Source organism: Fimbriimonas sp. LA-C6 (assembly GCF_055398105.1).
Genome location: NZ_AP038796.1, coordinates 308,610 through 333,531, shown reverse-complemented (window position 1 = coordinate 333,531; position 24,922 = coordinate 308,610). Strand labels below are relative to the sequence as shown.

Sequence of the window (24,922 nt, the reverse complement as noted above, 5' to 3'; positions counted from 1 at the left end):
TTTGGGTAGATAGACCTTAAACCAAATGAGCGAGAGGCTTCGGCCTATCGCTCATTATCTACCTTAATGTTGAAGTAGTGTTATGGCGTCGAAAATGGGTACCCGACTCCGTTTGTATAGCCAATTCCGGCAGATCCTGGCTTTACGAACAACCATATAACTGGCATGAATGTCTCGGCGTAAGTTGAGGAGTTATAGGTGTAGTCATATTGTGGAAATGTTAGCCACGGATTTGGAACTAGCACTGTTGAGTTGTAAGTGTAGATTGCAGTCTTGCCTGTTCCGTCTCCCGAGTCGACTGTCCCAAGATTCACTTGAAACAGCATTGGATTGACATGGCTGTAAGTCGTGTCATAGGTAAACGTGGTTCCCTTTGTTCCGTAGGTTCCGCTGAGGATGGATGTTGTTGGGGCCAAGAAGGAATCAGTGAGATTCATGGCAATGGCATGGGTTGATAGGGTCGTTACAGATAAGTAGTTGGTCCCTTGAATTCCTACGACGGCAGAATTGGGTGCTGTCTGCCAGCCTGTGTTCGAGTACGTTATTCGAATCTTGGTCTGCATGACACCACTGACCGAATCGTAGTTCATGGTCCAGTTAGGCGAAGAAAACGAACCCGTCCCAACATAGTTCATTGTGAATCCAGCTTTCACAACGTTCGTCGTTGAAAGTGAACTCGCACCGCTAGAGTCATACAAGCCAGTGTAAGTTGATTGAGAGACTTCCATGCCATAAGTTTGGGCATTTGATGCGCATGCAGCGTAAGCAAGTAGGCAAAACACGAAAGAAGCACGATGTAGTTTAAGTGTCATTGTAAATTCCTCAGAACTGACGTATATGTAACGTTCAGAAGCTGTCCTATGGTTCTATCGTTTTTAAACAATCTTTGGACCCATGATGAGGAACTTAGGTGTAATCTTTGAGAGTGATAACTTCAAGGCGAAACCAGTCTGCTTAGCCTCGAGGTCCTTGCGCCAAAGCTAGTCGCTCCCGATATCGATCTCAGGTAAGGCGGATCGTTGCTTGAGTTTCCGGCAACATTCAGTTTGTCTTGCTCATCAATGTGACTTTGCTCGGATAGCCTTGGATGCTGTCTGCGCCAGGGATCACCAGGCTCAGTCGAATTGCCTCAAAGGGGCGACCTCTTTTATGTAAGAGGGTGAGAGAGCATACAATGTCTTTTCGTGGAATTGATCCAGGGCCCCGAGGAGAAGTGCGGAGCCCTGAAAGCTTAGAGCTGGATTTGGGTGGTGTATTTGTTGACACCTAGGACGAAGCTGGTTTTGATTTGTTGGATGCCTTTAATCTTGGAGATTTTTTCTCGGATGAGGGCTTCGTAGGAGCGCATGTCTCTTACGACGATCTTGAGTAGAAAGTCGAAGTCTCCGCTTACGTGGTAGCACTCTAGGATCTCGGGGATGTCTTGGATGCTTCGGCGGAATCGCTCGATGGGTTGTTCTTGGTGGAGAGACAGGGTGACCATGACTAGGGCCGTGATCTTGAGTCCCATGCGTTCGGCGTCTAGGATGGCGTGGTAGCCACGGATGAGGCCGACTTTCTCCAGGGTACGAACGCGCTGGAGGACGCTGGGAGGGGAGAGTCCTACTCTCTTGGCCAATTCTGCATTGGTGATTCTTCCGTCCCCTTGGAGCAGACCAAGGATTTGGATATCGACTTCATCTAGGTGGGTCTTCATCGGAGCAACGTCTTAGAAATAAAGGACGACCCTCTTTCGCTATACGTCTCTGAATTATCCCCTTTTTGTGTGATGAACTGAAATCTTGGTCCTGAATGCCGGTTTTGACAGCAGGTACAACCTGTTTGTGCAGGAAAAAGCGACTCTGAAGATCCCCTTTGACAGCGTGGTGTTGGCGGCTGTAATTGACGAGCTTCAGGAATATGTGGGAGGGAAGCTTCAGGGTGTGCGTCAGCCGGACGATCACACCGTGATTCTGGAGATCTATCACCTTGGGAAAGAGGCGGCGCTTTTGATCTCCTGTCACCCGATTTTTGCTCGTGCGCACTTCGTGACACGGCGATTGAAGAATCCTCCTACGCCGCCGGTTTTGTGTGCGACGATCCGCGCTCGGCTTGAAGGTTCGTTCATTCAGGAGATTCGGCAGGTGAATGACGACCGGGTGGTTGAGATTGTTTTCGACACCTTGAAGGGTGAGCATGTGCTGGTCGCGGAGTTGATGGGGCGGCACTCGAACATTATCTTGGTGGATGAGTGTCAGCGGATGGTGGCTGCGGCCAAGTGGGTGCCGAAGGACAAGAGCGTGCGGCCCATTCTTTCGGGTCAGCCTTATCAGTCTCCGCCCGTGTTGCACAAGAAGGGAGATGGTCCGAGTTCACCGTTCTTTAAGAAGCTTCAAGAGGCTGGGGGTGGGACGGGGGCGTTTAGTGCCTTTCTTTCGCCCGGTCATGGGGCTTATCCGTTTTCTGTAGGTGCGGTTGGGTTTGAGGAGTTTGCTCGTGCTTCGATCAGCGTGGCGCTGGAGCAGCATTTTAATCTGGCGATACCGGAGCACGAGGCCGATACGCTTCGGGCGAGTCTACTGAGTCAGCTTGACCGAGTGATTGCCGCGCGGGAAGTTGCCTTGGATGGCTTGCGAAATGCTGAGGACGCAGAGGCTAAGGCAGGACGTTATCAGCGGTATGGTGAACTGATTTTGGCTTATGGGCCTGCTGCCCCGGCCGGGTTGGCGCAGCTTCAGGCCTGGGATTATGACGGCAGCGAAGTTTCGATTGCGATCGATCCAGAGTTGGGTTTCAAGGACAATGCGAATCGGTTCTTTGAAAAGGCGAAGAAGGCGAAGAGCGGCATTGGGTTGGTGCGGGATCAGTTGGGGCGGATCTCGGCGGACTATCAGGCGCTGCTGTCATTTCGAGAGACGCTGGTTCTGGAGAAGCGGTTTGACAAGCTTCGGGAGTATCAGGAGGAGGCGAGGTCTCGGAAGTGGCTTCACAAGCAGAGTTCTTCTGGGAAGGTCAAGGAAGACCGGCCTTATGAGGGGCATCGGATTCGGGAGTTGATGGCGCCGGGTGGGTACACGGTTCTGTATGGGGAGAATTCTGAGAGCAACGACTACTTGACGTTGCGCGTGGCGAAGCCGAACGACTTGTGGCTTCACGTGCGGGGTTCTACTTCGGCCCATGTGGTGATTCAGACTTTGAACAAGCCGGATAAGGTGGGGAAGGAGCCGTTGCTGTTTGCGGCGAAGGTTGCGGTTCAGAACTCGCCTAGTAAGCACTCGGGATATGTTCCGGTGGATTACACACTTCGGAAGTATGTGCGGAAGCCTAAGGGCAGCCCAAAGGGGACTGCCTTGTATACGCATGAGAAGACGCTTCACATTGAGAGCTAGGCTTCGAGTGCGTCTGTTTCGGCGAGCAGGATTCTGTCGACTACTTCTGGGGTCAGGGTTTTGCCGTCTGGTCCAGTGATGTAGAAAGCACCTGCGGCGTTGCCTGCCCATTGTCCGACGCGTGCTGCGACGATGTTCCAGCCTTGTTCTGCGAGGAGGCGCGAGAAGCGGAAGGGCATACCGCGTCCGCGTGGTGCTCGGATTTCTAGGATGCCGGGTGAGCCTGGGACGTAGGTGTGGCGGAAGATTCTTTGGTGGCGGGCTGGATCTTTGCCGCGTGAGGTGAGGAGTTCGTCGAGGGTGAGCTGTCCTTTGGAGATGTTCTGGATGGCTTGCGCCACTTTGGTGCTGGTGGCTCCGGGCACAGGGCGGCCGTTGAAACTTACGGTGAAGACGTCGAGAGCCACGGCTGGGTCGGTGTTGGTGGTGCAGGCTCTAATTCCGCCTACGCTGAGGTCAAATGCGTAGAGCACTCCTAGGAGTTTGCTGAGGAGACCTGGGGAGTCGAGTGAGCAGACGGTTAGGTCGGTTGCGCTTAGTTCGGGGCGCATGAAGAGCTCGACGGTGGTTTCGCCTGCTTTGGCTCGGTCTACCAGTGCCATGTGAAGTTGGACTACATCGCTGGGGGTGCTGGTTAGGTAGTGGGCGGGAAGGCTCTCCAAGAATTCTTGCACTTTGCTGCCGTCTACGTGTTTGTCTTTGAGTTGGCGCAGAAGGCGGTGGCGTGTTTGGGCTGGGTCGGCTGGTTGGAGGAGCTCGCCCTGGAGCCGGAGCAGGGTGCGGTCGTAGAGGTACTTGAGGAAGGTTTCTTGTGCTTGCGTCCAGGCTGTTGCGTTGACGGCGTTGACGTCGGCCCAGGTGAGGAGGGCGAGCATGGCAAGACGGTCGGGGTCGGTGACGATCTGGGCGAACTCTTCGACGGTTTCGGGGTTCATCACGTCTCGGATTCGGATGAACCGGGCCATGGTGAGGTGCTCTTGGATGAGCCACACGACGGCTTCGGTGATGTTGGGGGCTAGGTTCCAACGTTTGCAGATCTTATCAGCCATTTCCGCGCCAACATCGCTGTGGCTTCGGGTGGGATCGATTTTGCCGATGTCGTGGAGGATCGCTGCCAGGTAGAGAGGCTTTGTGTCGTTGAGTTGAGATTTGAGTTCGCCGAGGAAGCCGTCGTGTTCGATGGAATCGAGGTAGCGGACGACGCGGAGGCTGTGCTCGTAGACGGTGAAGACGTGGACGTTGTCGTCTGGGACGAGGGTTTTGCAGGCGTCAAGCTCGGGAAGGAGTTCCCTTAGAAGTCCGCACTTATCGAGGTTACGGAGGGTTGGCTCTCCTGTTGAGAGGCCTAGGAGGGCTGCCGGACCGTGGACGGAGTTGCGGACTTTGATGGGGAGATCGTTGACGCTGAGTCCGAGTTGGGTGGCGATGGCGACGCCGACGCTGGCTTCGCCCGGGTCGGCCTCGGGCATGACGCGTACTTCACCCTTAATGGCTAAGGCACCTTCGGAGAGGGAGAAGCGGGATTCTTTGAGTTTCTCTGTTGCGGTGCGGAAGGATCGATTGAGCTCTTCTGCTGCGCTGATGACTTCGGGCATCATTTGGAAGACATCGACCTTGAGGCGGTCTGCAATTTCGGCTTGTCTGGATCGGGAGAGGAAATCTTGAGCTTTGCCTGCGCAGAGATGCAGCAGGTTTCGATAGCGCATCAGGGTGTCGTAAGCTGGGGTTGGGCGCGAGGGGCGTTCGTCGATGGCTTCTCGGAGCCAGTTGGCGCAGTGGAAGTCCCGGAGTCCGCCAGCTCCTTCTTTGAGGTGGGGTTCTACAACGAGGGGGGTGTCGTTGTGGCGGTCGTACATGTGGCGGCGCTCCTCGATTTTTGAGAGGATGAACTCGCCAGCGGCGAATGTTTCGTGGAGGGCGTTGTCCAGTTGGTGGAACAGCTCTGGGTTACCGCTGATGAGGCGCATATCGAGCAGGCCGGTGCGGGTTTTGGCATCGAGTCCGGGGGCGTCGGAGACGAGGCGGTAGGCGTAGCCGACATCCATTTTGAGGTGGGAGAATGCCCAGTGGAGGTCTTGGAAGAGGGCGCGAATGGTCTTGTCTAGCTCAGTTGAGTCTTGCTCGTTGGGGACAACGGTGATGTCGATGTCGCTGTAGGGGCAGAGCTCACGTCGCCCGTAGCCACCGGTTGCGATGATGGCAACGTTTGCGGGTTGGTCAAGCTGCGATTGGGCGTCTGCGAAGATGAGGGACACGATGGTGTCGCAAAGCTCGGTGTGTCGTTCGCACCAAGAAAGGCCCGACGGTTTGGTATTGAGTTCTTGGATTAGTTCTGCACGTCGCAGGCCAATCGCTTCGATTCGAGATCGCGTTTCCTGGTTCACAAGTTCACTGGTTTAAGTAATGGATTGGCTCGTTGGCCGCGATGTTACTCAACTGTTCGGCGCAAAGGTTATCTGCATAGACACAAAGTGGCGTTGATATCACGACGAGCACCATTCCGCCTATGGTCGAGAGTGCTCCGAAGCGACGTATGAGGAGCCAAAAGATATCGGGGGTGCTGTATTTTTGAACCATTGCCCATGCGGTTGCAGCTAGGCTGAAAAGGCATAGGATCACGGCGGTAACGCCGAGGTATCCGTTGGTGTGGGCAAGGATGTCGGCGTCGTCTCCGAGATACGGGATGAGTGCCAGGGAAGCGGTGGTGTTGCCGATGAGGTAGAGGCTGAGGGTGACGAGAGTTCCTAACCAGATCGCAACGACGATGAAGTTGAAAAAGGGGCCTAAGTCGTCGGATTTACGGACTCTTGGGCGTGTTGGGCCCGAGGCGAGAACGATGATGCTTCCTCCGCAACTAACGGCGGCAAGCCAGGATCTTGAGATGAGGAACACGAGCCCTGAGATCAGGAGGGCTGCGATGAAGATGAAGTGGGCCGGGAAGAAACGGAGTTGCGTCCAGGAGGGTTTCAGGAGTCGCGCGATGCCGTAGACAACGGCTCCGAACAACGCCGAAATGGCGAAGCAGCCAGGAATGGCAGAAATGGTGACGGCTGAGGTGCTCCAAGCCCGGACTTCATCATCTGGGTTTGCTCTTTCCGTCATGGCGATCCAGCCTTCGTTCTGTTTGAAGCACGCTTTAGCGGCGGCAGCTTCTTCGCGTTTTTGTTCGGCATCGAGGCGAGAGACGAGGGCGGTTTTGGCGATCCAGATACGTTTGGGGTTGGTGGACTGGGGGATCTTGGTGGTGTAGGTTGCCATCTCCACAACACGAGCACCGTGGAGGCCCATTTTGATGGAGCTTGAGTGGTCTCGAAGGATGCTACCGTTGGTGATGGTGAGGTAGCGATTGAGAAGGCTCCCGTCGGTGTAGAGTGTGGGGTAATCGGCCAGGTGGGTCTTCGCGTAGTTCTCGATCAGCTGACCGACGGCGTCGGATCGGTTGAAGTAGAGGTAGCTGTTTTGCCAGGCTTGACGCGCTTTTACGAGTTCTACAATTTCGAGATGGGATTCTTTGAGACGCTCAGACTGGTGGTCATTCCACTGATTGAGATGCCCCGACTTCATCCAGGCTTGTTGGGCTTGGGTCTTTAGGGTTTTGTCGCTGGGTTTTTCTTGTGCGGATAGAAGCGATAGGTAGGCCGCTTTGACCTGTAGCCAGAAGGCGTTTTGTCGCTCGCTTTCCGAACCGGCTTGGGCGAGTTTGGCGAGGGTTTCAAGCTCTTTAAGGCTGAGGCGTTCGCCATTGGCGAGGCGTTCTGCTCCGACTTGTATCCAGAGACTCGCGTCCGTGAGGGTTCGTGGGGTTGGAAGGGTGCCCCGTTTGTTATCAAGCGTTCTCTCCATGCGTGCGGGTGAGACGCGCTGGGTGGCTTGAGTGAAAAAAGGGCGTGAACGTGGGTGGATAAGCAGCGTGAGGATAGCGCCAAGGCACGCTCCCATAAACGCGCGGCCCAGGGGGGTCATTTCACAAAGGTGGGAACGCTTGTCAGCTCAAGTTTCGGTCCAGGACCGACTTCCCGTCTTGCTTCACCGCCAGGAATCTTTGCTTTGGCCAGATCTTTCGAGAGGCTGAGCGTGTGCAGGGCTGCGAAGACTGCGAGGCAGGCAAGCAGTCCGCCGACCATGGCTGGTGACCAGTAGCCGAGACTTTCCTTGACTCTTTGTACTTTGAGTTTACGGATGACTCGGTCTTCAAACTGGGGTGTGGTCCAGGCATCCATAGCGGAGTCCCGGAGCAGGTTGAGAGCGAATGACTCTGCTTCCTCTTCTTTGCAGCAAGAGGCGCAAACAGACCGGTGCTTCTCTAGGAAGCGAATTTCTTGATCCGACAATTCGCGGTCCGACTGCTCGTTGAGCAGCTTTCCGAATTTACGACAACCAAGAAAACCGATATTCACTCTCCTACTGCCTCCACCCAAAGTTTTCTAAACCTTTCACGAGCCGTGTGCAGTCTTGATCGAACGGTTCCAATGGGAACTTTCATGACCTCTGCCACTTCCTCGTAACTCAACTGCTCCATTTCGCGCAGCACTAGTGTAGTACGCAGTTCGGCGGGCAATTGTGCCAGGAGTTTCTCAATGACTACACGATTTTCGACGCAACCGCCTTCGTGTGGTTGAGCAGAATCGAATTCGACTAGCTCGGCCTTCTTTAGGCGGAGTCTGTCCATACAGAGACGGACACAGATTCGATACAGGTAGCCAGAGAATGCACGGTCGTCTCGAAGCTTGCTGATTTCTCGGAAAGCCTTCAGAAAAGCTTCCTGAGCGACATCCTCAGCTTCATGGCGATCTCGTAAGAGGTTAGTTGCGGTACGGACCAAGCGATTACGGTGTCGTGCAATGATGCACGCCAAAGCAGTTTCATCGCCAACACGGCATCGACTAACCCACTGACGCTCCTGTGCCGCTGGATCTGCGACCGGATTAAAGAGTTTCGTTGCCTCAAACATAGTATTCAGCCTGTAGTTGGACTTCTACATATTACATGACGCGTGCCAAAAGACCCAAAGTTCATGCGATTCTCAGTTTTTTTCATGAGTACACTCTTTTGCAGAAATGCCCTTACTCTGGGTGCCCCCAATTCCCGCTCTGCAGGCTACGACTCAGCCTCAAACGTCGCCTGTGAAGCAAACAGTCGTCGGTCGCGTAACCATAACCGCTCCTCGTCCTTTTAACGACTTTCTGAATCAGATTGCCATTTTTGAGGGCGGGGTGACTGCTAAGTACGATGTCACCACCATCACCGCTGATCGGCTGGAGCTTCACTATGCCGAGGGTGAGCAGTCTGGTTTCGCCAAGGGGCAGGTGGTTTTGCTTGATCCAGACGCTACGATTCATGCTGAGCAGCTTGAATTTACGTGGAAGCCAGTTGAGAAGTTGAAGCCGGATGATCGGCGGCTGTATGCGAAGAACGTGGTGATGGTGATCGCTGGCGCTTATGTTCGTGCGGAGAGCATGGAGATCAAGGCTGGGGTTTGGGAGTTCATCAATGTATCGATTACTTCCTGTGGTCGGAAGAACCCTGCCTATCTGTTGACATCTAGAAAGCTCACTGTGATTCCTGGAAAGAAGGGACGTGTGTCTCGTCCGACCATTTACATCGCGGGTCACAAGATCCTGACAGGGAGAGATCAGTTCTTCAATTTAGACCCTCGAGTGCAAGGGCTCCGTGCTCCCGGAGTTAGCTACCGTCAGGGTGCGGGGATGGGGATCGACTGGTCGAGTGGTTTCATTGTCAATGAGAACACGACTCTTTCTGCTGACTTCAACATGTTTCCGAAGAGTTACCCCGGGTATGGGGCTCAGATTTCTCGGACGTTTATTGATGCCGATAAATCGAACGGGATTGTGGCGCCTCGGTCTGAATTGTCGGAGCGGTTCAACTTTGGCTACTTCGACAGCATTGAGACGACTTCACCCGGAAATGAGAGGGGATATGTTAGTTCGCCCCGTCATAGTGTCAGCGTGGGTTCCTACTGGCATATTGGAACCAGCGCACGTTTGTTTGATGTGCCTGTTACGAAGGCGGCCGAGTTGGCCTATGAGTATGGTGGGAAGTTAGGGCGTTTTTCAGCGCTGACTCAGGTTCGGCTACAGTCGATCAATGAGCGGTCGGGGCCATTCACAACTCGGCTTGGTTTTCAGACTTCGGTGCTGGCTCCTAAGGTGGACATCACCAAGAATTTGTTTACGCATGCTCGGCTGGACCTGAATGGGACCCAGAGCACTCATTCGTTTGGCTGGGTTCGAGGGACTGCGGGTGTTGTTTACGAGCCGATGAAGCAGTTGAGGCTGGGCGCTGCGATGGTTCACTCGTATCAAGGGAGTGATCCAGACTTTGACTTCGACGAACTCGTTCAGACCGATGGGGCTGTGATTCGTGCAGATCTCAACCTTGGTCCTACGAAAATAAGCGCAATGTCAAAATTCGACAAGCGTTTGGGCTGGTTTGATCGTGAGTACACTGTGAGTCAAGTTATCGGTTGTGTGGAAGCGTTTTGGATGAGCCGACGGTTTCCGAGAGAGTATCGGCTGGGTGTGCGTCTGCGACTGGATAATTTCTTCGATGTGTTTCAACGTAGAAAACTGGAACGGAAAAGTTCTCAAAGAACTTTGATCAGTTCACCCGAGAATCCTTAAGGAACATGCGCTACAGCCTGGATCAACAGCAATGTCGAAACTTTGAAGTTTCGTCTCGTCGCGAGTGGGTTTTGCCGAATGGCATCGGTGGATATGCCATGGGAACCGTTAGCGGCGTCAATGCGCGTCGATACCATGGTCACCTCATTGCGGCTTTGACTCCTCCCACGGGGCGGATGCTTTTGTTTTCGGGCGTGGAAGCGTTTGTGCAGGCCGATGGTAATCCGGTCGGGATTTCTGCCAACCAGTATCCGGGGGCGATCTACCCTGAGGGGTATCACTATCTGCGGTCGTTCTCTGTTGGGAAGACGGCGATCTGGAACTTCAAAACGACGAACATTGAGGTCCAGAAAGAGCTAGCTGTTCACCAAGGCGAGAATGCAGTTACGATTGTTTACCGCAATACGGGGAACACACCCTTCCTTTTGACTCTGCGGCCTTTGGTGACTCATCGGGACCATCATGAGAACTCTTACGAGGTCGAGGGATACCCGCAGATTCTTAACTTTCCCAAGAACGGCACCGTTGTTGGACAGAATGGTGTTTCGCTCTATCTGTCTCATCACGGGGCGCAGCGGATGCCGGTTCAGGGTTGGTACTACCGGTTTGAGCACGCTCGCGAGGCTGATCGGGGGCTGGCTCCTCGGGATGATTTCTTCTGTCCATGCGAGCTCCGATACGAGCTTTTGCCAGGGGAATGTGCCACTTTGGTGGCTTCGTTGGAGACCGAGGCGGCTCCTTATGAATTTACAGTAGACCCGGAAGAAGAGAAGTCGCTTGGCACCTCGCTACGGGATGCTGCTTCGAAGTTCTTTGTGAAGACGGAGGACCGTTCGACGATCATTGCTGGCTATCCCTGGTTCACCGATTGGGGGCGAGATACGATGATTTCTCTGCCTGGGCTGTGTTTGCATACCGGACGCGTGAAGGAGGCTCGGCAGATTCTTCACGACTATGCGGGGCAGATCTCGCATGGTTTGATTCCGAATCGGTTCGTTGAGAAGGGTGAGAAGCCTGATTACAACACGGTGGATGCGACGCTTTGGTTTGCCAACGCGATTTACAAGACGCTTGCCACCGAGTGGGATGAGGAGTTTGCCAAGTCCATGCAGGTGAAGCTTGCGGAAGTTTACGACTGGCACGTGAAGGGCACTCTGTTTGGCATTCATGTGGATCCGGCGGATGGTTTGCTTACCCAGGGTGAGACTGGCTTGCAACTGACTTGGATGGATGCGAAGGTCGGGGACTGGGTGGTGACTCCTCGGCACGGTAAGCCGGTGGAGATCAACGGGGTTTGGATCAACGCTGTTCGGATTCTTGAGTGGTTGAGCGACAAGCTTGGACTCCCTTCGGATCAGTACAGGGTTGCGGCTGAGAAGGCTGAGGCATCGTTTGAGAAGACTTTCTGGCACGAGGTTCGGGGGCATTACTTGGACACTGCGGATCCTGCGGATGCATCGTTGAGGCCGAACCAGGTGATCGCGATGGCGTTGCCGTTTGTGAAGCTTGATCCTGAGCATGCGAGCCGGGCTCTTGGGATTGTTTCTCGTGAGCTTTTGACGCCTTATGGATTGCGGACGCTGGGGCCGGATGAGCCGGGTTATAAGGGGCGCTATGCGGGGCCTTTGCCTGAGCTGGACGCTGCGTATCACCAGGGAACGGCTTGGCCTTGGCTGCTCGGGCCTTATGCTACGGCTGTGGCTCGGTATGGCGGTGGCAAGCGAGAAGCGAAGCGTGTTTTGCGTGAAGCGAAGACGATGTTATTGGAGTATGGATTGGGAGGGGTGGCCGAAGTGTATGACGGAAGCGAGCCTCAGCGTCCGGGCGGGTGTCCTTGGCAGGCTTGGAGCGTTGCTGAGATTTTGCGCGCTTGGGTTGAGGATGTAGACGGCGAATAATTCGGCGTCTTCCCACGTGTCAAAATCGTCTCAATACTGGAGCTTCTCTCCGATCTCCAAAATCCTTATGAATTGGTCTACCTGTCCTGATGTGTAAGCAGTTCTGCCACATCCACAACCACACGGAGTATTCGCTCCTCGACGGCGCCAACCGCATTCCCGATATGGTGAAGCGCGCCCAAGAGATGGAGATGAACTCTCTCGCCATTACGGACCACGGGGTCATGTTTGGCGTGATGGAGTTCTACATGGAGTGCAAGAAGGCGAAGATTAAGCCTCTTTTAGGTGTTGAAGCCTATGTTGCTCCTGGCGGAATTCAGAGCCGAAGAGGTGAGGGCGAGAAGGGTGCATACCATTTGCTCCTCCTTGCGAAAGACCTTGAGGGCTACCGCAATTTATGTAAGCTCAGCTCGATTGCCGCACTGGAAGGCTACTACTACAAGCCTCGTGTGGATCACGATATTCTTCGGGCGCATAGCAAGGGCGTTATTGCCACGAGTGCATGTTTGGGTTCGGAAGTTTGTCAGGAGCTGTTGAAGGGCGACTACGACCGCGCGCAGTACATCGCTGGAATGTATGCCGAGATGTTCGATCCCGGCAGCTTCTTTATTGAGCTTCAGGATCACCGGCTTCCTGAGCAGGCTCGTATTCAGGATGGACTGTTGCGGATTGCGAAAGAGCTGAAGCTTCCGTTGGTGGCGACGAACGACGCTCACTACTTGTGCAAGTCCGACGCGACTCCGCACGACGTTTTGCTTTGTATTCAGACGGGTGCGCTCGTGGCTGATGAGAAGCGGATGAAGTTCCAGACTGAGGAGTTTTATCTCAAGAGTCAGCAGGAGATGTACGAGCTGTTTAAGGAGTACCCCGAGGCTCTTGAGAACACTCAGATGATCGCTGAGATGTGCAATGTGGAGCTGGATAAGCAGCGGGCTCCCATGCCTCAGCCAGACGTGCCTGAGGGCGTTGATAACTTTGAGTTCTTGAGAGAGATGTCTCTGAAGGGGTTGAAGGAGCGGACGAAGAATCCCGAGGAGTCTCTGGCTCGGCTTGAGTACGAGCTGGGCGTTATTCAGACGACCGGTTTCGGTGACTACTTCTTGTTGGTGCGGGAGTTTGCGAAGGCGACCCGTGATCGTGGGATCTTCTTTGGCGTTCGCGGTTCGGCTGCGGGCTCTTTGGTTTCTTACTGTTTGGGGATCACGGATGTGGACCCGGTTGAGTACGGGTTGACGTTCGAGCGGTTCTTGAATCCCGAGCGTATCTCCATGCCCGACGTTGACATGGACTTTGAGGACGCTCGTCGTGACGAGATTATCCAGTACGTGACGGAGCGGTTTGGTAAGGACCGAGTGGCACAGATTGTCACTTTTGGAACGCTGGGTGCTAAGGCGGCGATTAAGGACTGTGGTCGGGTGCAGGGTTATACGCCTCAAGAGACTGATCGGCTGACGAAGACTATTCCGACCTTGCCGGGTTGGAACTTGAACCGTGCATACAAGGAGATCGCAGAGTTTCGGCAGATCGTGGACTCAGAGCCTCGCATGAAGAGTCTCTTTGAGACGGCAAAGACCGTTGAGGGCATGGCTCGGAACTCAGGCGTTCACGCTGCGGGCGTCGTTATTTCGCGCGATCCTTTGGTGGAGTATGTGCCGCTCTACCGGGGTAACGATGGGCAGGCGGTTACGGCTTTCGAGATGGGCATTCTTGAGAAGATTGGTCTTCTTAAGATGGACTTCTTGGGGCTGAGCAACCTTACGGTCCTTGCGCGTGCTGTTAAGAATATCCAGAAGACACAGGGCATCCATGTGGATGTTCAGTCGTTGCAAGACGGCGACGCTAAGACGTACGAGATGTTGGGTCGTGGTGAGACGGCTGGAGTGTTCCAGCTTGAAGGTGGCGGCATGACCCGGTGGGTGACTCAGCTGAAGCCTGCCAACGTTCGTGAGCTTGCTGCTATGGTCGCGTTGTATCGTCCGGGTCCGATGGAGCACATCCCTCGGTTTATCGATACCAAGTTCGGGCGGATGAAGGCGCAGTACCTGGACGAGCGGATGAAGCCGATCTTGGAAGAGACGTACGGCGTCATTGTTTACCAAGACCAGGTTATGCAGCTGGTGCAGGCGATCGCGGGCTTTACGCTTGGTAAGGCAGACGTTCTTCGTCGCGCGATGGGTAAGAAGGACGCGAAGGCGATGGCCGACATGAAGGTTGAGTTCATGGATGGTACGGCCGCGCACGGGATCTCTGCGGAGAATGCCGAAAAGGTCTGGGAGCTATTGCTTCCGTTTGCAGGCTACGCGTTTAACAAGGCGCACGCGGTCTGTTATTCGATCCTTGCTTACCAGACGGGTTACCTAAAGGCGAACTACCCGGTTGAGTACATGGCGGCTTTGCTCAGCGTGTATTTGTCGCGCGAGGACAAGGTCACTTCGTTCATTGAAGAGTGTCGCCGGATGAAGATCCAGGTGTTGCCGCCGGATGTGAATGCTTCGCTCGGTGACTTCAATATTGAGGATGTTCAGGCTGCTCGGCCGAGTTCGAAGAAGGAAGAGGGCTTTACCAAGGGTATCCGATTTGGGTTGGAAGCCATCAAGGGCGTTGGTGAAGGGGTCGTTGAAGGGATTATTGAAGAGCGGACATCCAATGGGCCGTTTATTCACCTTTACGAGTTCTGTGACCGTTCGAGACCTGCTGGGATGAACCGAACGGCTTTAGAAGCGCTGATTCGTTCTGGTGCTCTGGACAGCATTGACAAAAATCGGAAGAAGCTCCTGGCGCAAGTTGATGGGGCCATGGCTTATGCGGATCAGCAGAACCGGTCGCGGCTGGCGGGTCAGGCTGACTTGTTTGGCGAGTCCACGGGCGAGACGCTGGTCTCCTATCCTGCCTTGCCTGAGTGCGAGCCTGCATCGCGTGCGGAGAACCTTGCGATGGAGAAGGAAGTGATGGGGATCTATGTTTCTGATCACCCACTTCGGGGGCATGAGCGAACGATTTCGACGCATGCGACCCACACCATTGCTCAGACGCTTGAGCTTGATGAGAACGTGTTTGTGAAGCTTGCGGGTGTTATTGCGAAGCTTCGGACGATTGTGACCAAGAGCGAAGGAAAGAAGATGGCTTCGCTTGTGTTGGAAGACTTTACGGGCCAAATTGGAGCGATCACGTTCCCGGCGACGTACGAAAAGCTCAAAGAGTCGATGGTGAAGGACACCGTCGTGCAGATGTCTGGCTACGTGATGCACCGTGAGAACCGCGGTGAGAAATCGGTTGAGCTGCGGATTGAGGACATCAAGCCGCTCGAAGAGTCGCTGGATCTTGGGTACACGGGTGGCGGTGGTGCTGCTGGGACGGTCAAGGTGAGTATTGGACGTGCGACTGAGAAGCACATGCACAAGTTCAAGACGATCATTGACGAACACCCTGGGGATTATCAGTTGTTGATCCAGATAATGCCTGAGGACAGTTATTTGCCGTTTTATGCCGTGCAACACGTGAATCCGTCTGAGACGTTTATCTCTGCAGTGAAGTCGTGCATGACACGGGTCGATGTAGAGGTTCTTGCAGAGAGTCACTAGTTAAGGAATTTATGAAGAAACGAATCTTATCCATCGCCCTTCTGGTGCTGGCGACTGGCGTTGCACAGGCGCAGGATGCCTTTGATTTCAAGATCTCAGACGTGGCCATCTTGCAGCTCAAGCCGGTTCAAAAGGAGCTGGGTGTTACAGAAGGGCAGCGGGCTAAGATGAACGCGGCCGCTCAGGAATTTAACCGAAAGGTGAATACCTACACCGATCAGTTGAGGAAGGCTAAGACGGATCCTCGAACTCTGAAGGGGCCGAATCCCAAAATTCTTGGGTATGTGGCCGCTCTTAAGAAGTCGGTTCTTTCTCAGCTGACGGCTGGTCAGTTGCGACGGCTGCGGGAATTGACGCTTCAGAACTTGGGAGTTGGGGCGATGATTGATCCCGACGTGGCGAAGAGAGTGGGCATCACCGAGACCCAGCGCAAGAAGCTGAAGACATACTTCTTTGCGGGCAAGGAGAGTTCGGCGAAGATTGAGCGTTCCGCCTTTGATCGTGCTCGGCAGCCGTTTGTTGGACGCAAGCCGAAGACGCAGAAAGACGCTGATGCTCTTCGAGCCGAAGTAGACAAAGCGATGCAGATTGAGGCAGGTCGTATCCGTCCTCAGATCCAGGAAATTGGTCAGTCCACGCTTAAGAAGATGATTGGGACGCTGAACCAGGCACAATTAGCTAAGTGGACGCAGCTCACTGGAAAACCCTACAAACCGTGAGGGTAGGTCGACACGTCTAACCATTGTTTTAGAACCATGAAGATTACGAACTCGATTGCGCTCATTCTTGCAGTTTTCGGTCTTGGCAGTTTTGCCAAGGCTCAGGATCTGCCTGATCAACCTTATTTGTCGCTGTCTCAATCGAGCGCCTTTCTCCTTTCGGATGCTAAGGTTCGAGATGATCTTAAGCTGAGCTCAGCTCAGAAGACGGCTTATGCTAAGACCAAGGCGGCTTTTGATGCTAAGCAGAAGAGCCTTTTTGCTGCTGCGAATCCCAGTCGTTCGGGTTTGGAGGCTGCGGATAAGACGTTTGCCAACTCAGTGCTTGCTGGGCTGAGTCCTACTCAGAAGAAGAAGCTGCTTGGGAAAGCTGCGAAGATTAAAGGGCCAGAAGCTCTGAAAGATGCGCAGGTAGGGAAGGCGATTGGTTTGAGTCCTGCCCAGCAGAATCAGGTCGCTAGTATTTATGCTGGTGCGAGTAAGCGGGAAGAGGATTTGGATGCCCAGCTTGCTGCTCAGCTGAAAGCCATGCCGACCGGCGGAGACAAGGTTGCTAAGAAGAAGCGACGGGTTGCCATTATTAAAGCCAATCAAGACGCCCGTGCTAAGTTGCAGGAGAAGAAGGAACTGGATAACCAGCGTGTGTTGAATTCCGTTCTGACTCCGGCTCAGCGGCAGGCTTGGACGAAGTTCATTAGCTGAGCCTGTAGTTTTATTGATCCTGCTTTGTAGATTGCAGGATCAATAACGCTATACATACTGGATCCAATCTCGGATGATGGCTTCGAGAGCATGTTGTTTGGCGGTGATTTCCTCCGCCCCGGTGAGGGTGAGCAAACAGCGGTCTTTCGCCAGCCACCTTAGCATCCCTTCCGGGTCTGGAATCTCCACCGATGCTCCTTGTCTCACTTTGGCACCGAGGTGTAGGACGAGTTCTATTCGATCTGTCGCGCGTTTATTGAAGGTCGCAAACCATTCGGTTGTGCGGAAGCTGATCGAATTCCATTTAATGCCTTCTTCGATTTCGGGACTGACACCTTGAATGATCTGTCGGACCAAATCGAGTTCTGCCTGCTTTGGATGTTCCAGCCCTTCTACGAATTCCGCGAGGGCGGGGGCGGTTTTGCTCATGCGGGAACGCCGTTTGCGGCTTCTATCAAGCCTGCGATGTCGATCTTTACCATCTTCATCATAGCGGCCATGACTCGTGCGGCTTTTTCGCGGTCGGGATCGCCCATGAGTTGTCCTAGGATCGGTGGAGTGACCTGCCAAGATAGACCAAATTTGTCGGTAATCCATCCGCACTGGACGGGTGTTCCCCCTTCCGAGAGTCTGTCCCAGTAGTAGTCGATGTCTTCTTGCGTCTCGGCCGAGATTGAGAAAGAGATGGCAGGGTTGAACTTGTACTCGGGGCCCGCGTTGAGGGCGATGAACTTGAGGCCATCGATGGTGAAGGACGCGGTGATGGCTGTGCCCGCAGGTTTTGGACCGCCTTCTGGGTAGTAGTCGACGTGGTCTAGCGTAGAGTTCTTGAAGATAGACGTGTAGAACTTGGCGGCTTCTTCAGCCTCGGTGTCGAACCAGAGGAATGGAGTGATAGTGCTCATGGGTGGATCTCACTGTTTGACGAATGGTAACTCTAAACCAGGACAAATGGCGGGAAGAAAATAGAAAAGTCCCCCTGATTGTGCATCAGAGGGACTCGTAGGCTTGGGCGACGAACTACTTGGTGGAGCTTCGTTGCCACAGGGTCTTCACTGCCTGGGCGGGCATTGCCTCGCGCCAGATGGCGAAGTCTTTGATCTTGCCTTTGAAGATTCGCTTCTTATCCCACGCATCGATGGGGGCTATTCGAACGACGTCTTCGGCATCGGCAAGTCCCGTCTTTTCGCTACCGACTTGAACACCGTTCTTGTAGGTGCGGATGGTTTCGCCATCATAGGTTGCGGTGATCATCTGCCACTTATTCGGCTCGATGTCTTGTGAACCCGTGACGTCGACGTCACAGCCCCAGAAGTGAACTCCCTCTCGGAACTTAGCAAGGTATCTGGCGCCACCTTGGTGGCTGTCGGAGTTGTAGCCGAAGCCCGCGATTGGGGTGAGGTGCACGAGTTGTGAGTCTGGATTCACCAAGAGATTGATGGTCCAGTGATCGCTGGCTTTCACTGGGAGTCGACCTAGCTTCTCGTACGTGAAGGTCTTGCCGTCACAAGTGAGAGAGTCGATGGTGAACACTGGGTTGGGTGTTCGGAACTCCACATCTGTCTTGGCAGCGTTGTGATTGGGCGATCGGTCAGCGACACCGGAGATCGTGCCTTCGGTCTTATCGCCTTCAATGGGTTTATCCAGCGTGAGGAGGACCGACTTGAGGTTGTTCGAAAGCTGAGCCTTCGTGACCTCGTAGCCTTTGAAGTTGTAGTTCTTCGTGTCCTCGGCGGTGGCGCGGTCGAGGATCTCGTTGAATTCGACATTCACCGAGTTGACCTGTGTCCAACCTTGAACCTTGAGGATGCGGGGAGCTGTGGTGTCGTTGACCTCATAGCTCGCCGAGTAGGTTGCGCTTGATTCGCCCTTTGGAAGGAAGGTTCGCGCTTTGATGGTTGTGGATGAGGACAGTTGGATGGGCACGGTGTAGGGCTGAGAGTACCGGGTTGGCTCCGAACCATCAAGGGTGTATCGAATGTCTTCGTCTCGACCGAATAGGGAAGGCGTGAGCTCCACTTGGATGGAGTCATCGAACTTTCCGCCGCTTGGGTATGCCACAGGAGCAGCAGCCTTACGGGTGAAGTCGTCGTGCATCGGCGTGGCCGGGGTGACGACATCGTGGGTGTTGCTTGCTACCGTGACGGCGAACACCTTGGTGTTTGCGTCTTTAGGCAGCGTGAGGGTCTTTGCTCCGGCTGGAACTGGGAGCGCGTACTTGTAGATGTAGCTGTAGTCGTAGACTTCGTCTTTGGTGGCCGAGTGGTTGTGTGAGCAGTACCAAGCGATGTTGCCATCCTTGATGAATGCTGGCTCGACGCCTTTGATGTCGTTCTGCCAACCGTAGGCGAAGACTGGCTCGACGCCCTTCCACAGTCGGTGATCCCATGCTCCGATGAAGCCTGTCCAGTACTGGATGGTTCGGGAGATCTGCTGCTTGCCGACTTTGAAGGTTGCTTGACGGTCTCCGTTGGAGGAGGTGGCTAGGACGTAAACCTTGCTCCAGTTACCTTTCGGAAGGGCAATGGTCTGGCCGTTGGCTGCTACTGCGTTCTTGGCGCCGTCTTGAGTTGGGCCGAACTTGAAGGGGATGCCGTCTGCTACAACTCCAGTACCGAACTGCTCGGCTGGGATGGTGAGGCCTTTGGTGAGGTTGCCGTCGATTCGATTCTCGTTGGTGCTGACAACGTCTGCGTTGAACGGGAGCTTGACTGACTGGGTGCTGGTGGTGGCAACTTTTGTTGCGGGCTTGGCCAAGGTGATGGCAAAGGCTCGCACGTTGAACGGCGTTAGGCTTGTGACCAGGGCACCATTCTTGACCGTTGCACGACCGATAGCTTTCTCTTGACCGTCGACTTCACGTGCGGAGAGGATCTTTCCGAAGGAAGTGATGACGACATTGTTGGCGGCCTTTCCTGCGTGCTCTTTGAGGCGGACGATGTACTCGTTGGATTCCTCTGCTCGTTTGAGGGCGAGGATCTCTACGTTATCGTTTGATGTGGAAGCGAGCGAGAGTTGCTTGCTTCCGCCTCTGTGTGCGGTGGTCTGGAAGGCCATGAGAGGCTGATCCAGTTCGTTTGCCTGGCGAGGCGCATCGGAGCTGTTCCAGCTGCCGTTGTGACCATACAATCCGTATAGGATGTCGTGGTGGCCCCAGTCTTGGAAGGCCTGGTCTTGATAGCCACCTCGGACTCCTGGCGTGTAAATAAGCGTGAGCCTGAGCGTGTTGTCGTTCGGCTTGTCCGACGCGTATTTCTTACCGGTGAGGATGGTGGTGCCAAACTTGCCGCGTCGGTCGGTTAGGTCCAGCCACTCGTGCTGTGGGACTTCGTACTTGACCTTGTTGTTGTTTGGTCGCTCGATGGCGCCGATCTGCCAGTTGTAGGTGGCTTTCGGGCTGGAGGCTGCAAGGTGGAATTCGGCTTTGAGTGCGGATTCCTTGCTCTTCCAGTCGATGTGATCGTAGAACTCGACTCGGTTACCGGATGGGCCGTCGGTGAGGCGGACCTCCTGAACGAACTTGGAGCCTTGTGCCTGGCGGGTGATTTCAAGGGAGACGCGCACTGGGCCTCGCTCGGCGACTCGGATCTTAGCCGTTCCGTCTACGTAGGCGCGAGGTGGCTTGTTCTGGTCTTCCCAGTCCATGTTCCATGCGGGCCACTCTTGGGGCTTCTCGTATTGGAAGGCCAAGCGGATTGGCTGTTTGAGGAGCTCTTTCTTGACGAGCTTGTCGTACACGGAGCTGACATCGCCTGCCGCGTTGACTTTGACTACGTATCGGCTGTTCTCTAGCGAGTTGTTGCTGATGCGGAGTTTGGTTGGCTGGTTGGCAGATGCTGCCTTGACGCCGTAGACGGCAAAGCCCATGCTTGGGACCTGCGCGTTGAACAAGACCTTTGCGGTGTTGCCGGTTCGGCTGAGAACTTGACTCTTAACGACCTGGCCAGATGGGGAAGTGACTTCCACTGCTTCTGGGGCAGCACCTGGGAAGGTGACAGTTACTTCTGCGACATCGTTTCGAGTGCCCGAGAGGTTGTTGTAAACGATGACCGGGACGCCACGGGTAGACGTGTTGAGCGTCTTGGAGATGGTGCCTACGCTGTCTGTCGTGATGGCGGCGAACTGGTTGAGGGCAATCAGGTCATCGTTCCAAGCGTAGTCGTAGCTCTTTGGCAAGGCTGTACCGGCCATGGTGTCATGGAAGTGGCTGCCCAACATGAGCGTCCACGCATCGAGGAGCTTCTTATACGGGTAACTTGGTCCACCAAGCCATGAGCTCATGGCTGCTGTGCCTTCTGCGGCCTTGGCCATCTGCTCGTTCTCGCGGTTCCATCGCTTGATCATCGCTTCGGAAGTGATGGAACCAGCTGAGTGTTGCGTGAGGAGGAGATCGCCTTTATAGCGGGGGAGCTTGGCGATTTGAGCTGGAGTGATGTTCTTGAACATCTGCTCCGAGGTCGCGGAGACCACTTTGAGCGGTCCTGTCCCTGCGACGCTCTTTTCGAGCCATTGAACTGAGTTCTCGTCGGGGGCGCCGCCGAAGTCTCCGGTGCCGTAGTAGGCGTAGTCGACGAAAGCGCCTGACTTCTTACCGGTTGCGATTGCGCGCTTGAGCCAGTCAGCCTCTTGCGACATGTCTTTTGTGAGTCGAGTGCCGTAGGAGCCGGGGTTGAGGGCTGCCACGACGCTCTTGCCGTCTGGTCCTTCCCACACGCCGACGTTGAACGGAGTTCCCACGGCCGATCCCCAGGTGAGTTTCTGGGTGGAGAAGCCTTTGATTCCGCAGTGGGCGAGGATGCTTGGGAGTGCGGCGGGGAAGCCGAAGCAGTCGGGCAGCATGTACTCGCAGCTCTCTTTATTGAACTCGCGGCGGAAATATTGGTTGCCGTACATCACCTGACGGATCAGGGATTCGACGCCTGGGGAGTTGACGTCTCCTTCTTCTACTGAGGATCCACCTGGGAACCAGCGACCGGCTGCGATGTAGCCTTTCATTCGCTGGTAGTCAGCAGGGAAGTACTCCTTCATCAGGCGGTATCGGTTGGAGCCTGTGAAGTTGAAGATGTAGTTCGGATATTTCTCAATGAGAGCGAAGTTATCGTGAAGCGTGTTCTTGAGGAACTCGTTGACAGTCTGGGGGAAAACCCAGCGCCACTGAGTGTCAAGGTGAGCGTAGCCGACTTCGTAAAGAGTTGGCTGCTCGGGTGCTTTGGATTGTTGCGGTGTGACGGCACACATTAACAAGGGAAGGAGCATCTGCACATGGTCATTTTATCCCTTGGATTCGGTCACTTAGATTTATGGAGCGCGTTTTTATTATTTCGTTAGGTGTCGCTGCTAACGATCTAGCCGTGGGCCGGTTCTAAAATAGTGGGCCAAAAGGAGCGTTTGGTCTAGTGTGTGCTCATAGTGATCCATCGCTTCGCGTCAGGTTTTGACCAAACACGTGCCGTGGCGGCCGTTTGGCGTCCGTTCCAACGACATGACCCCAAAACAATTGCGATTTTCCTGATATGGTTTGGTGCATCTCACCTGGTCGTCTTATCATCAATCCAGTACCTCCACAAAGAAGTGTGAGTACTTAGAGGATTAAAGTATGAAACTCGTGCGTTTCACTAAGATTGCCCGGGCATTATTCCTGGGTATTGGCCTCGCTCAAGTAGCCTTCGGGCAAACGAGCACACCTCAGCAGCCTCCTGCATCCATGCAGCATGAGATCGTGTCCATGGTTGGTGGTGCAACCAAGATTGGACACACGAACCCCGACAAGGTTTTACACGTGTCTGTAAGTTTGGCGCTGCGAGATCCGGCGGGACTACAGAAATTTGTAGACGATGTCAGTAACCCGAAGAATCCAAACTACCGCAACTACATCACTCCCGACGAAGTTGGAGAGCGGTTCGGTTTGCCTCAAACTTCGGTTCAAAAAGTAACCAGTTATTTGCAGTCGCAGGGATTTAAGATCACCTTGGTTGCGAAGAACAGGATGACCATCCTGGCCGACGCTCCGGTGAAACGGGCGGAGGCAGCTTTCTCCACCCAAATTCACGACTACGTGGCGAGCACACCTCAGAAAGCGAATGGGGTTCCGGAGAGCTTTTTTGCGTTTACTAAACCTCCGCAGGTTCCTGCGAAGATCGCATCTCTCGTTATGGACGTGAGTGGCCTTCAGAACTTCACTAAGCCACAGCCGCGTGCTCTCACAGCGACTCAGACTCGGGTGCTGTACAACTTGTCTCCGGCTTACAACGCTGGACTACAGGGGCAGGGCCGAGTTACGGCGATCTCCAACTTCGATGGATTTCGGTTGACGAACGTTCCGCTGTACTACACGCAGTATGGCCTTCCGACACCCTCGGGCGGAGTAGGCAGCAACGTGCATGTTGTGGCGATCAGTGGTGGTGCTGGCAGTGGAACTGCTGGTGGCGAAGGTGATCTCGATATTCAGATGGTGCTGGGTATGGCTCCGCTTTCGGAGTTTTACATTTACGACGGGGGAGCATCGGACCTCATTGGGGTTTTGACGCGTGAGGTGAACGACAACCTTGCTGACGTTATCAGCGAGAGTTATGGCTGGAATCTTCCTGCGAGCACGGCCACTTCTGCCCACAATCTGCACCTCTCCATGAGCGCGCAGGGCATTACCTACATGGCTGCTACTGGCGACAGTGGCACGACGATTGAGCCTTACTCTTATCCGAACTACGATCCAGAGGTTCTGATGGTCGGCGGAACGACTGCTACAGTCAACGGTTCGGGAGTTCGCACTTCGGAAGTCGGTTGGAGTGGCAGCGGTGGCGGTTGGAGCACCAATACGGCTACGTTTAACACTCTTCCTTCCTGGCAGATTGGACCGGGTGTCCCTACGACCATCAACAAGCGACTTTCACCCGACGTATCGCTTCACGCGTCAAGTAGCTCGGGTGCGTATACGTTCTACTTGAACGGCACCTTAACAAGCGGCTATGTCGGAACGAGTTTTGCGTCTCCTGTGTTTGCCGGAGCTCTGGCCGTTGCCGAGCAGAAAATCATCAGCTTGGGCGGGCTTCCTGCGAACTCTGCTGGAAAGCGTCGATTTGGGCGAATTCAGGATCTGATCTACTCGCAAGCAGGTCGGTCGGATGTTTGGTTCGACATCACTTCGGGTGCGAATGGCAACCTGCCTAATGGAACCGCCTCGTCCTGTACCACGGGCTGGGATACGGTTACCGGCTGGGGATCGATCAACTTCGATGCCTTTGTAGCGACTCAGGCCTCTACTTCAACGGCGCCTCCAGCGCCAACAGGGTTGGTGGCGACTGCTGGTAGTAACCAGGTGACTCTCACTTGGAGCGCGGCTTCAGGAGCAACTTCGTACAACGTGAAACGTTCGCTTACTTCGGGCGGACCTTACACGACGTTGGGTAGCACAACAAGTCCGAGCTTCCTCAATACGGGTCTGACAAACGGCACGACCTACTACTATGTGGTGTCTGCGGTGAATAGCTTTGGCGAGAGCAGCAATTCTGCTCAGGTCTCTGCGACTCCTGTAGCGGCTGCGACGCAGTTGTTGGTCAATCCGGGCTTTGAGACGGGTGTGATCACTCCATGGGTGGCTACGGCAGGGGTCTTGGATAACTCGACGAGTCAGGCTTCTCACTCAGGTAGTTGGAAGGCTTGGTTGGATGGGTATGGCAGCGCGCATACCGATAGCCTGTACCAGCAGGTGGCGATCCCTTCAACAGCAGCTTCGGCTACGTTGACCTTCTGGCTCCATATCGACTCGGCCGATACGAGCACAGTAGCTCATGACACGCTTAAGGTTCAGATTCGAAACTCTAGCGGAACTGTCTTGGCGACTTTGGCTACGTATTCAAACCTCAATAGGGCTACGGGATACTCCCAGAAGTCCTTCAACCTCAGCGCCTACAAGGGTCAGACGATTCAGATCTATCTGGTGGGTGTGGAGAACTCATCGCTAGCGACTTCATTCGTGGTGGATGACTTTGCGCTGACGATTCCTTAGTTCGTCGT

General features: G+C 54.5%; 16 protein-coding genes. 7 read left to right on the top strand and 9 right to left on the bottom strand.

From position 1 onward, the window contains the following. Window positions 1-80: 80 nt before the first annotated feature. Entirely contained in the window at window positions 81-728 is a 648-nt protein-coding gene (locus tag ACZ51B_RS01585) for a hypothetical protein (protein ID WP_464295477.1), read from the bottom strand. Window positions 729-1,231: 503 nt separating this feature from the next. Then, complete coding sequence (locus ACZ51B_RS01580) at window positions 1,232-1,696, bottom strand: Lrp/AsnC family transcriptional regulator (RefSeq protein ID WP_464295476.1); 465 nt, start codon at window positions 1,694-1,696, stop codon at window positions 1,232-1,234. Window positions 1,697-1,823: 127 nt separating this feature from the next. On the opposite strand from ACZ51B_RS01580, the gene ACZ51B_RS01575 reads away from it, so the two are divergent. Beyond that, window positions 1,824-3,368: an Rqc2 family fibronectin-binding protein gene (locus ACZ51B_RS01575; protein ID WP_464295475.1), complete on the top strand. Its 1,545-nt coding sequence runs from the start codon at window positions 1,824-1,826 to the stop codon at window positions 3,366-3,368. On the opposite strand, the gene ACZ51B_RS01570 is transcribed toward ACZ51B_RS01575, so the two are convergent. The 4 genes from ACZ51B_RS01570 to ACZ51B_RS01555 all read right to left on the bottom strand — a co-directional run bounded on the left by ACZ51B_RS01570 (window position 3,365) and on the right by ACZ51B_RS01555 (window position 8,319). Beyond that, window positions 3,365-5,752: a [protein-PII] uridylyltransferase family protein gene (locus tag ACZ51B_RS01570; RefSeq protein ID WP_464295474.1), complete on the bottom strand. Its 2,388-nt coding sequence runs from the start codon at window positions 5,750-5,752 to the stop codon at window positions 3,365-3,367. The two genes, ACZ51B_RS01575 and ACZ51B_RS01570, sit on opposite strands and share 4 nt — an antisense overlap. Window positions 5,753-5,756: 4 nt before the next feature. Then, window positions 5,757-7,211, bottom strand: coding sequence for a hypothetical protein (locus tag ACZ51B_RS01565; protein ID WP_464295473.1), 1,455 nt, complete (start codon window positions 7,209-7,211; stop codon window positions 5,757-5,759). 116 nt (window positions 7,212-7,327) lie between these two features. Next, window positions 7,328-7,765 carry a hypothetical protein gene (locus tag ACZ51B_RS01560; protein WP_464295472.1) on the bottom strand — a complete coding sequence of 146 codons (438 nt, stop codon included), beginning with the start codon at window positions 7,763-7,765 and terminating at the stop codon, window positions 7,328-7,330. Then, window positions 7,762-8,319, bottom strand: coding sequence for an RNA polymerase sigma factor (locus tag ACZ51B_RS01555; protein WP_464295471.1), 558 nt, complete (start codon window positions 8,317-8,319; stop codon window positions 7,762-7,764). Before ACZ51B_RS01555 ends, ACZ51B_RS01560 begins: the two co-directional genes overlap by 4 nt. A gap of 106 nt (window positions 8,320-8,425) precedes the next feature. Between ACZ51B_RS01555 and ACZ51B_RS01550 the strand changes: the two genes are divergently transcribed. The 5 genes from ACZ51B_RS01550 to ACZ51B_RS01530 all read left to right on the top strand — a co-directional run bounded on the left by ACZ51B_RS01550 (window position 8,426) and on the right by ACZ51B_RS01530 (window position 16,909). Beyond that, window positions 8,426-10,009 (top strand): hypothetical protein, encoded by a 1,584-nt coding sequence (locus ACZ51B_RS01550; RefSeq protein WP_464295470.1) that lies wholly within the window; start codon window positions 8,426-8,428, stop codon window positions 10,007-10,009. A 98-nt stretch (window positions 10,010-10,107) separates the two neighbouring features. After that, window positions 10,108-11,907, top strand: a complete 1,800-nt coding sequence (locus ACZ51B_RS01545) for an amylo-alpha-1,6-glucosidase (protein WP_464295469.1) — start codon at window positions 10,108-10,110, stop codon at window positions 11,905-11,907. A gap of 89 nt (window positions 11,908-11,996) precedes the next feature. After that, a complete protein-coding gene (locus ACZ51B_RS01540; protein ID WP_464295468.1) occupies window positions 11,997-15,488 on the top strand; it encodes a DNA polymerase III subunit alpha in 3,492 nt (1,163 codons plus the stop codon). 11 nt (window positions 15,489-15,499) lie between these two features. Beyond that, window positions 15,500-16,207, top strand: coding sequence for a hypothetical protein (locus ACZ51B_RS01535; protein ID WP_464295467.1), 708 nt, complete (start codon window positions 15,500-15,502; stop codon window positions 16,205-16,207). Window positions 16,208-16,243: 36 nt separating this feature from the next. Then, window positions 16,244-16,909 (top strand): hypothetical protein, encoded by a 666-nt coding sequence (locus tag ACZ51B_RS01530; protein WP_464295466.1) that lies wholly within the window; start codon window positions 16,244-16,246, stop codon window positions 16,907-16,909. A 48-nt stretch (window positions 16,910-16,957) separates the two neighbouring features. Here ACZ51B_RS01530 and ACZ51B_RS01525 read toward each other — a convergent pair whose 3' ends face one another. The 3 genes from ACZ51B_RS01525 to ACZ51B_RS01515 form a co-directional block, all read right to left on the bottom strand. Next, window positions 16,958-17,338 (bottom strand): DUF1801 domain-containing protein, encoded by a 381-nt coding sequence (locus ACZ51B_RS01525; RefSeq protein WP_464295465.1) that lies wholly within the window; start codon window positions 17,336-17,338, stop codon window positions 16,958-16,960. Continuing rightward, window positions 17,335-17,814 carry a VOC family protein gene (locus ACZ51B_RS01520; protein WP_464295464.1) on the bottom strand — a complete coding sequence of 160 codons (480 nt, stop codon included), beginning with the start codon at window positions 17,812-17,814 and terminating at the stop codon, window positions 17,335-17,337. The genes ACZ51B_RS01525 and ACZ51B_RS01520 overlap by 4 nt, the downstream gene beginning before the upstream one ends. Before the next feature lie 115 nt (window positions 17,815-17,929). Beyond that, on the bottom strand, window positions 17,930-22,165 hold the full coding sequence (locus ACZ51B_RS01515; RefSeq protein WP_464297159.1) for a glycoside hydrolase family 38 N-terminal domain-containing protein: 4,236 nt from the start codon (window positions 22,163-22,165) through the stop codon (window positions 17,930-17,932). A 340-nt stretch (window positions 22,166-22,505) separates the two neighbouring features. Here ACZ51B_RS01515 and ACZ51B_RS01510 point away from each other — a divergent pair, with 340 nt between their 5' ends. Continuing rightward, window positions 22,506-24,914 carry a protease pro-enzyme activation domain-containing protein gene (locus ACZ51B_RS01510; RefSeq protein ID WP_464295463.1) on the top strand — a complete coding sequence of 803 codons (2,409 nt, stop codon included), beginning with the start codon at window positions 22,506-22,508 and terminating at the stop codon, window positions 24,912-24,914. Window positions 24,915-24,922: the final 8 nt, after the last annotated feature.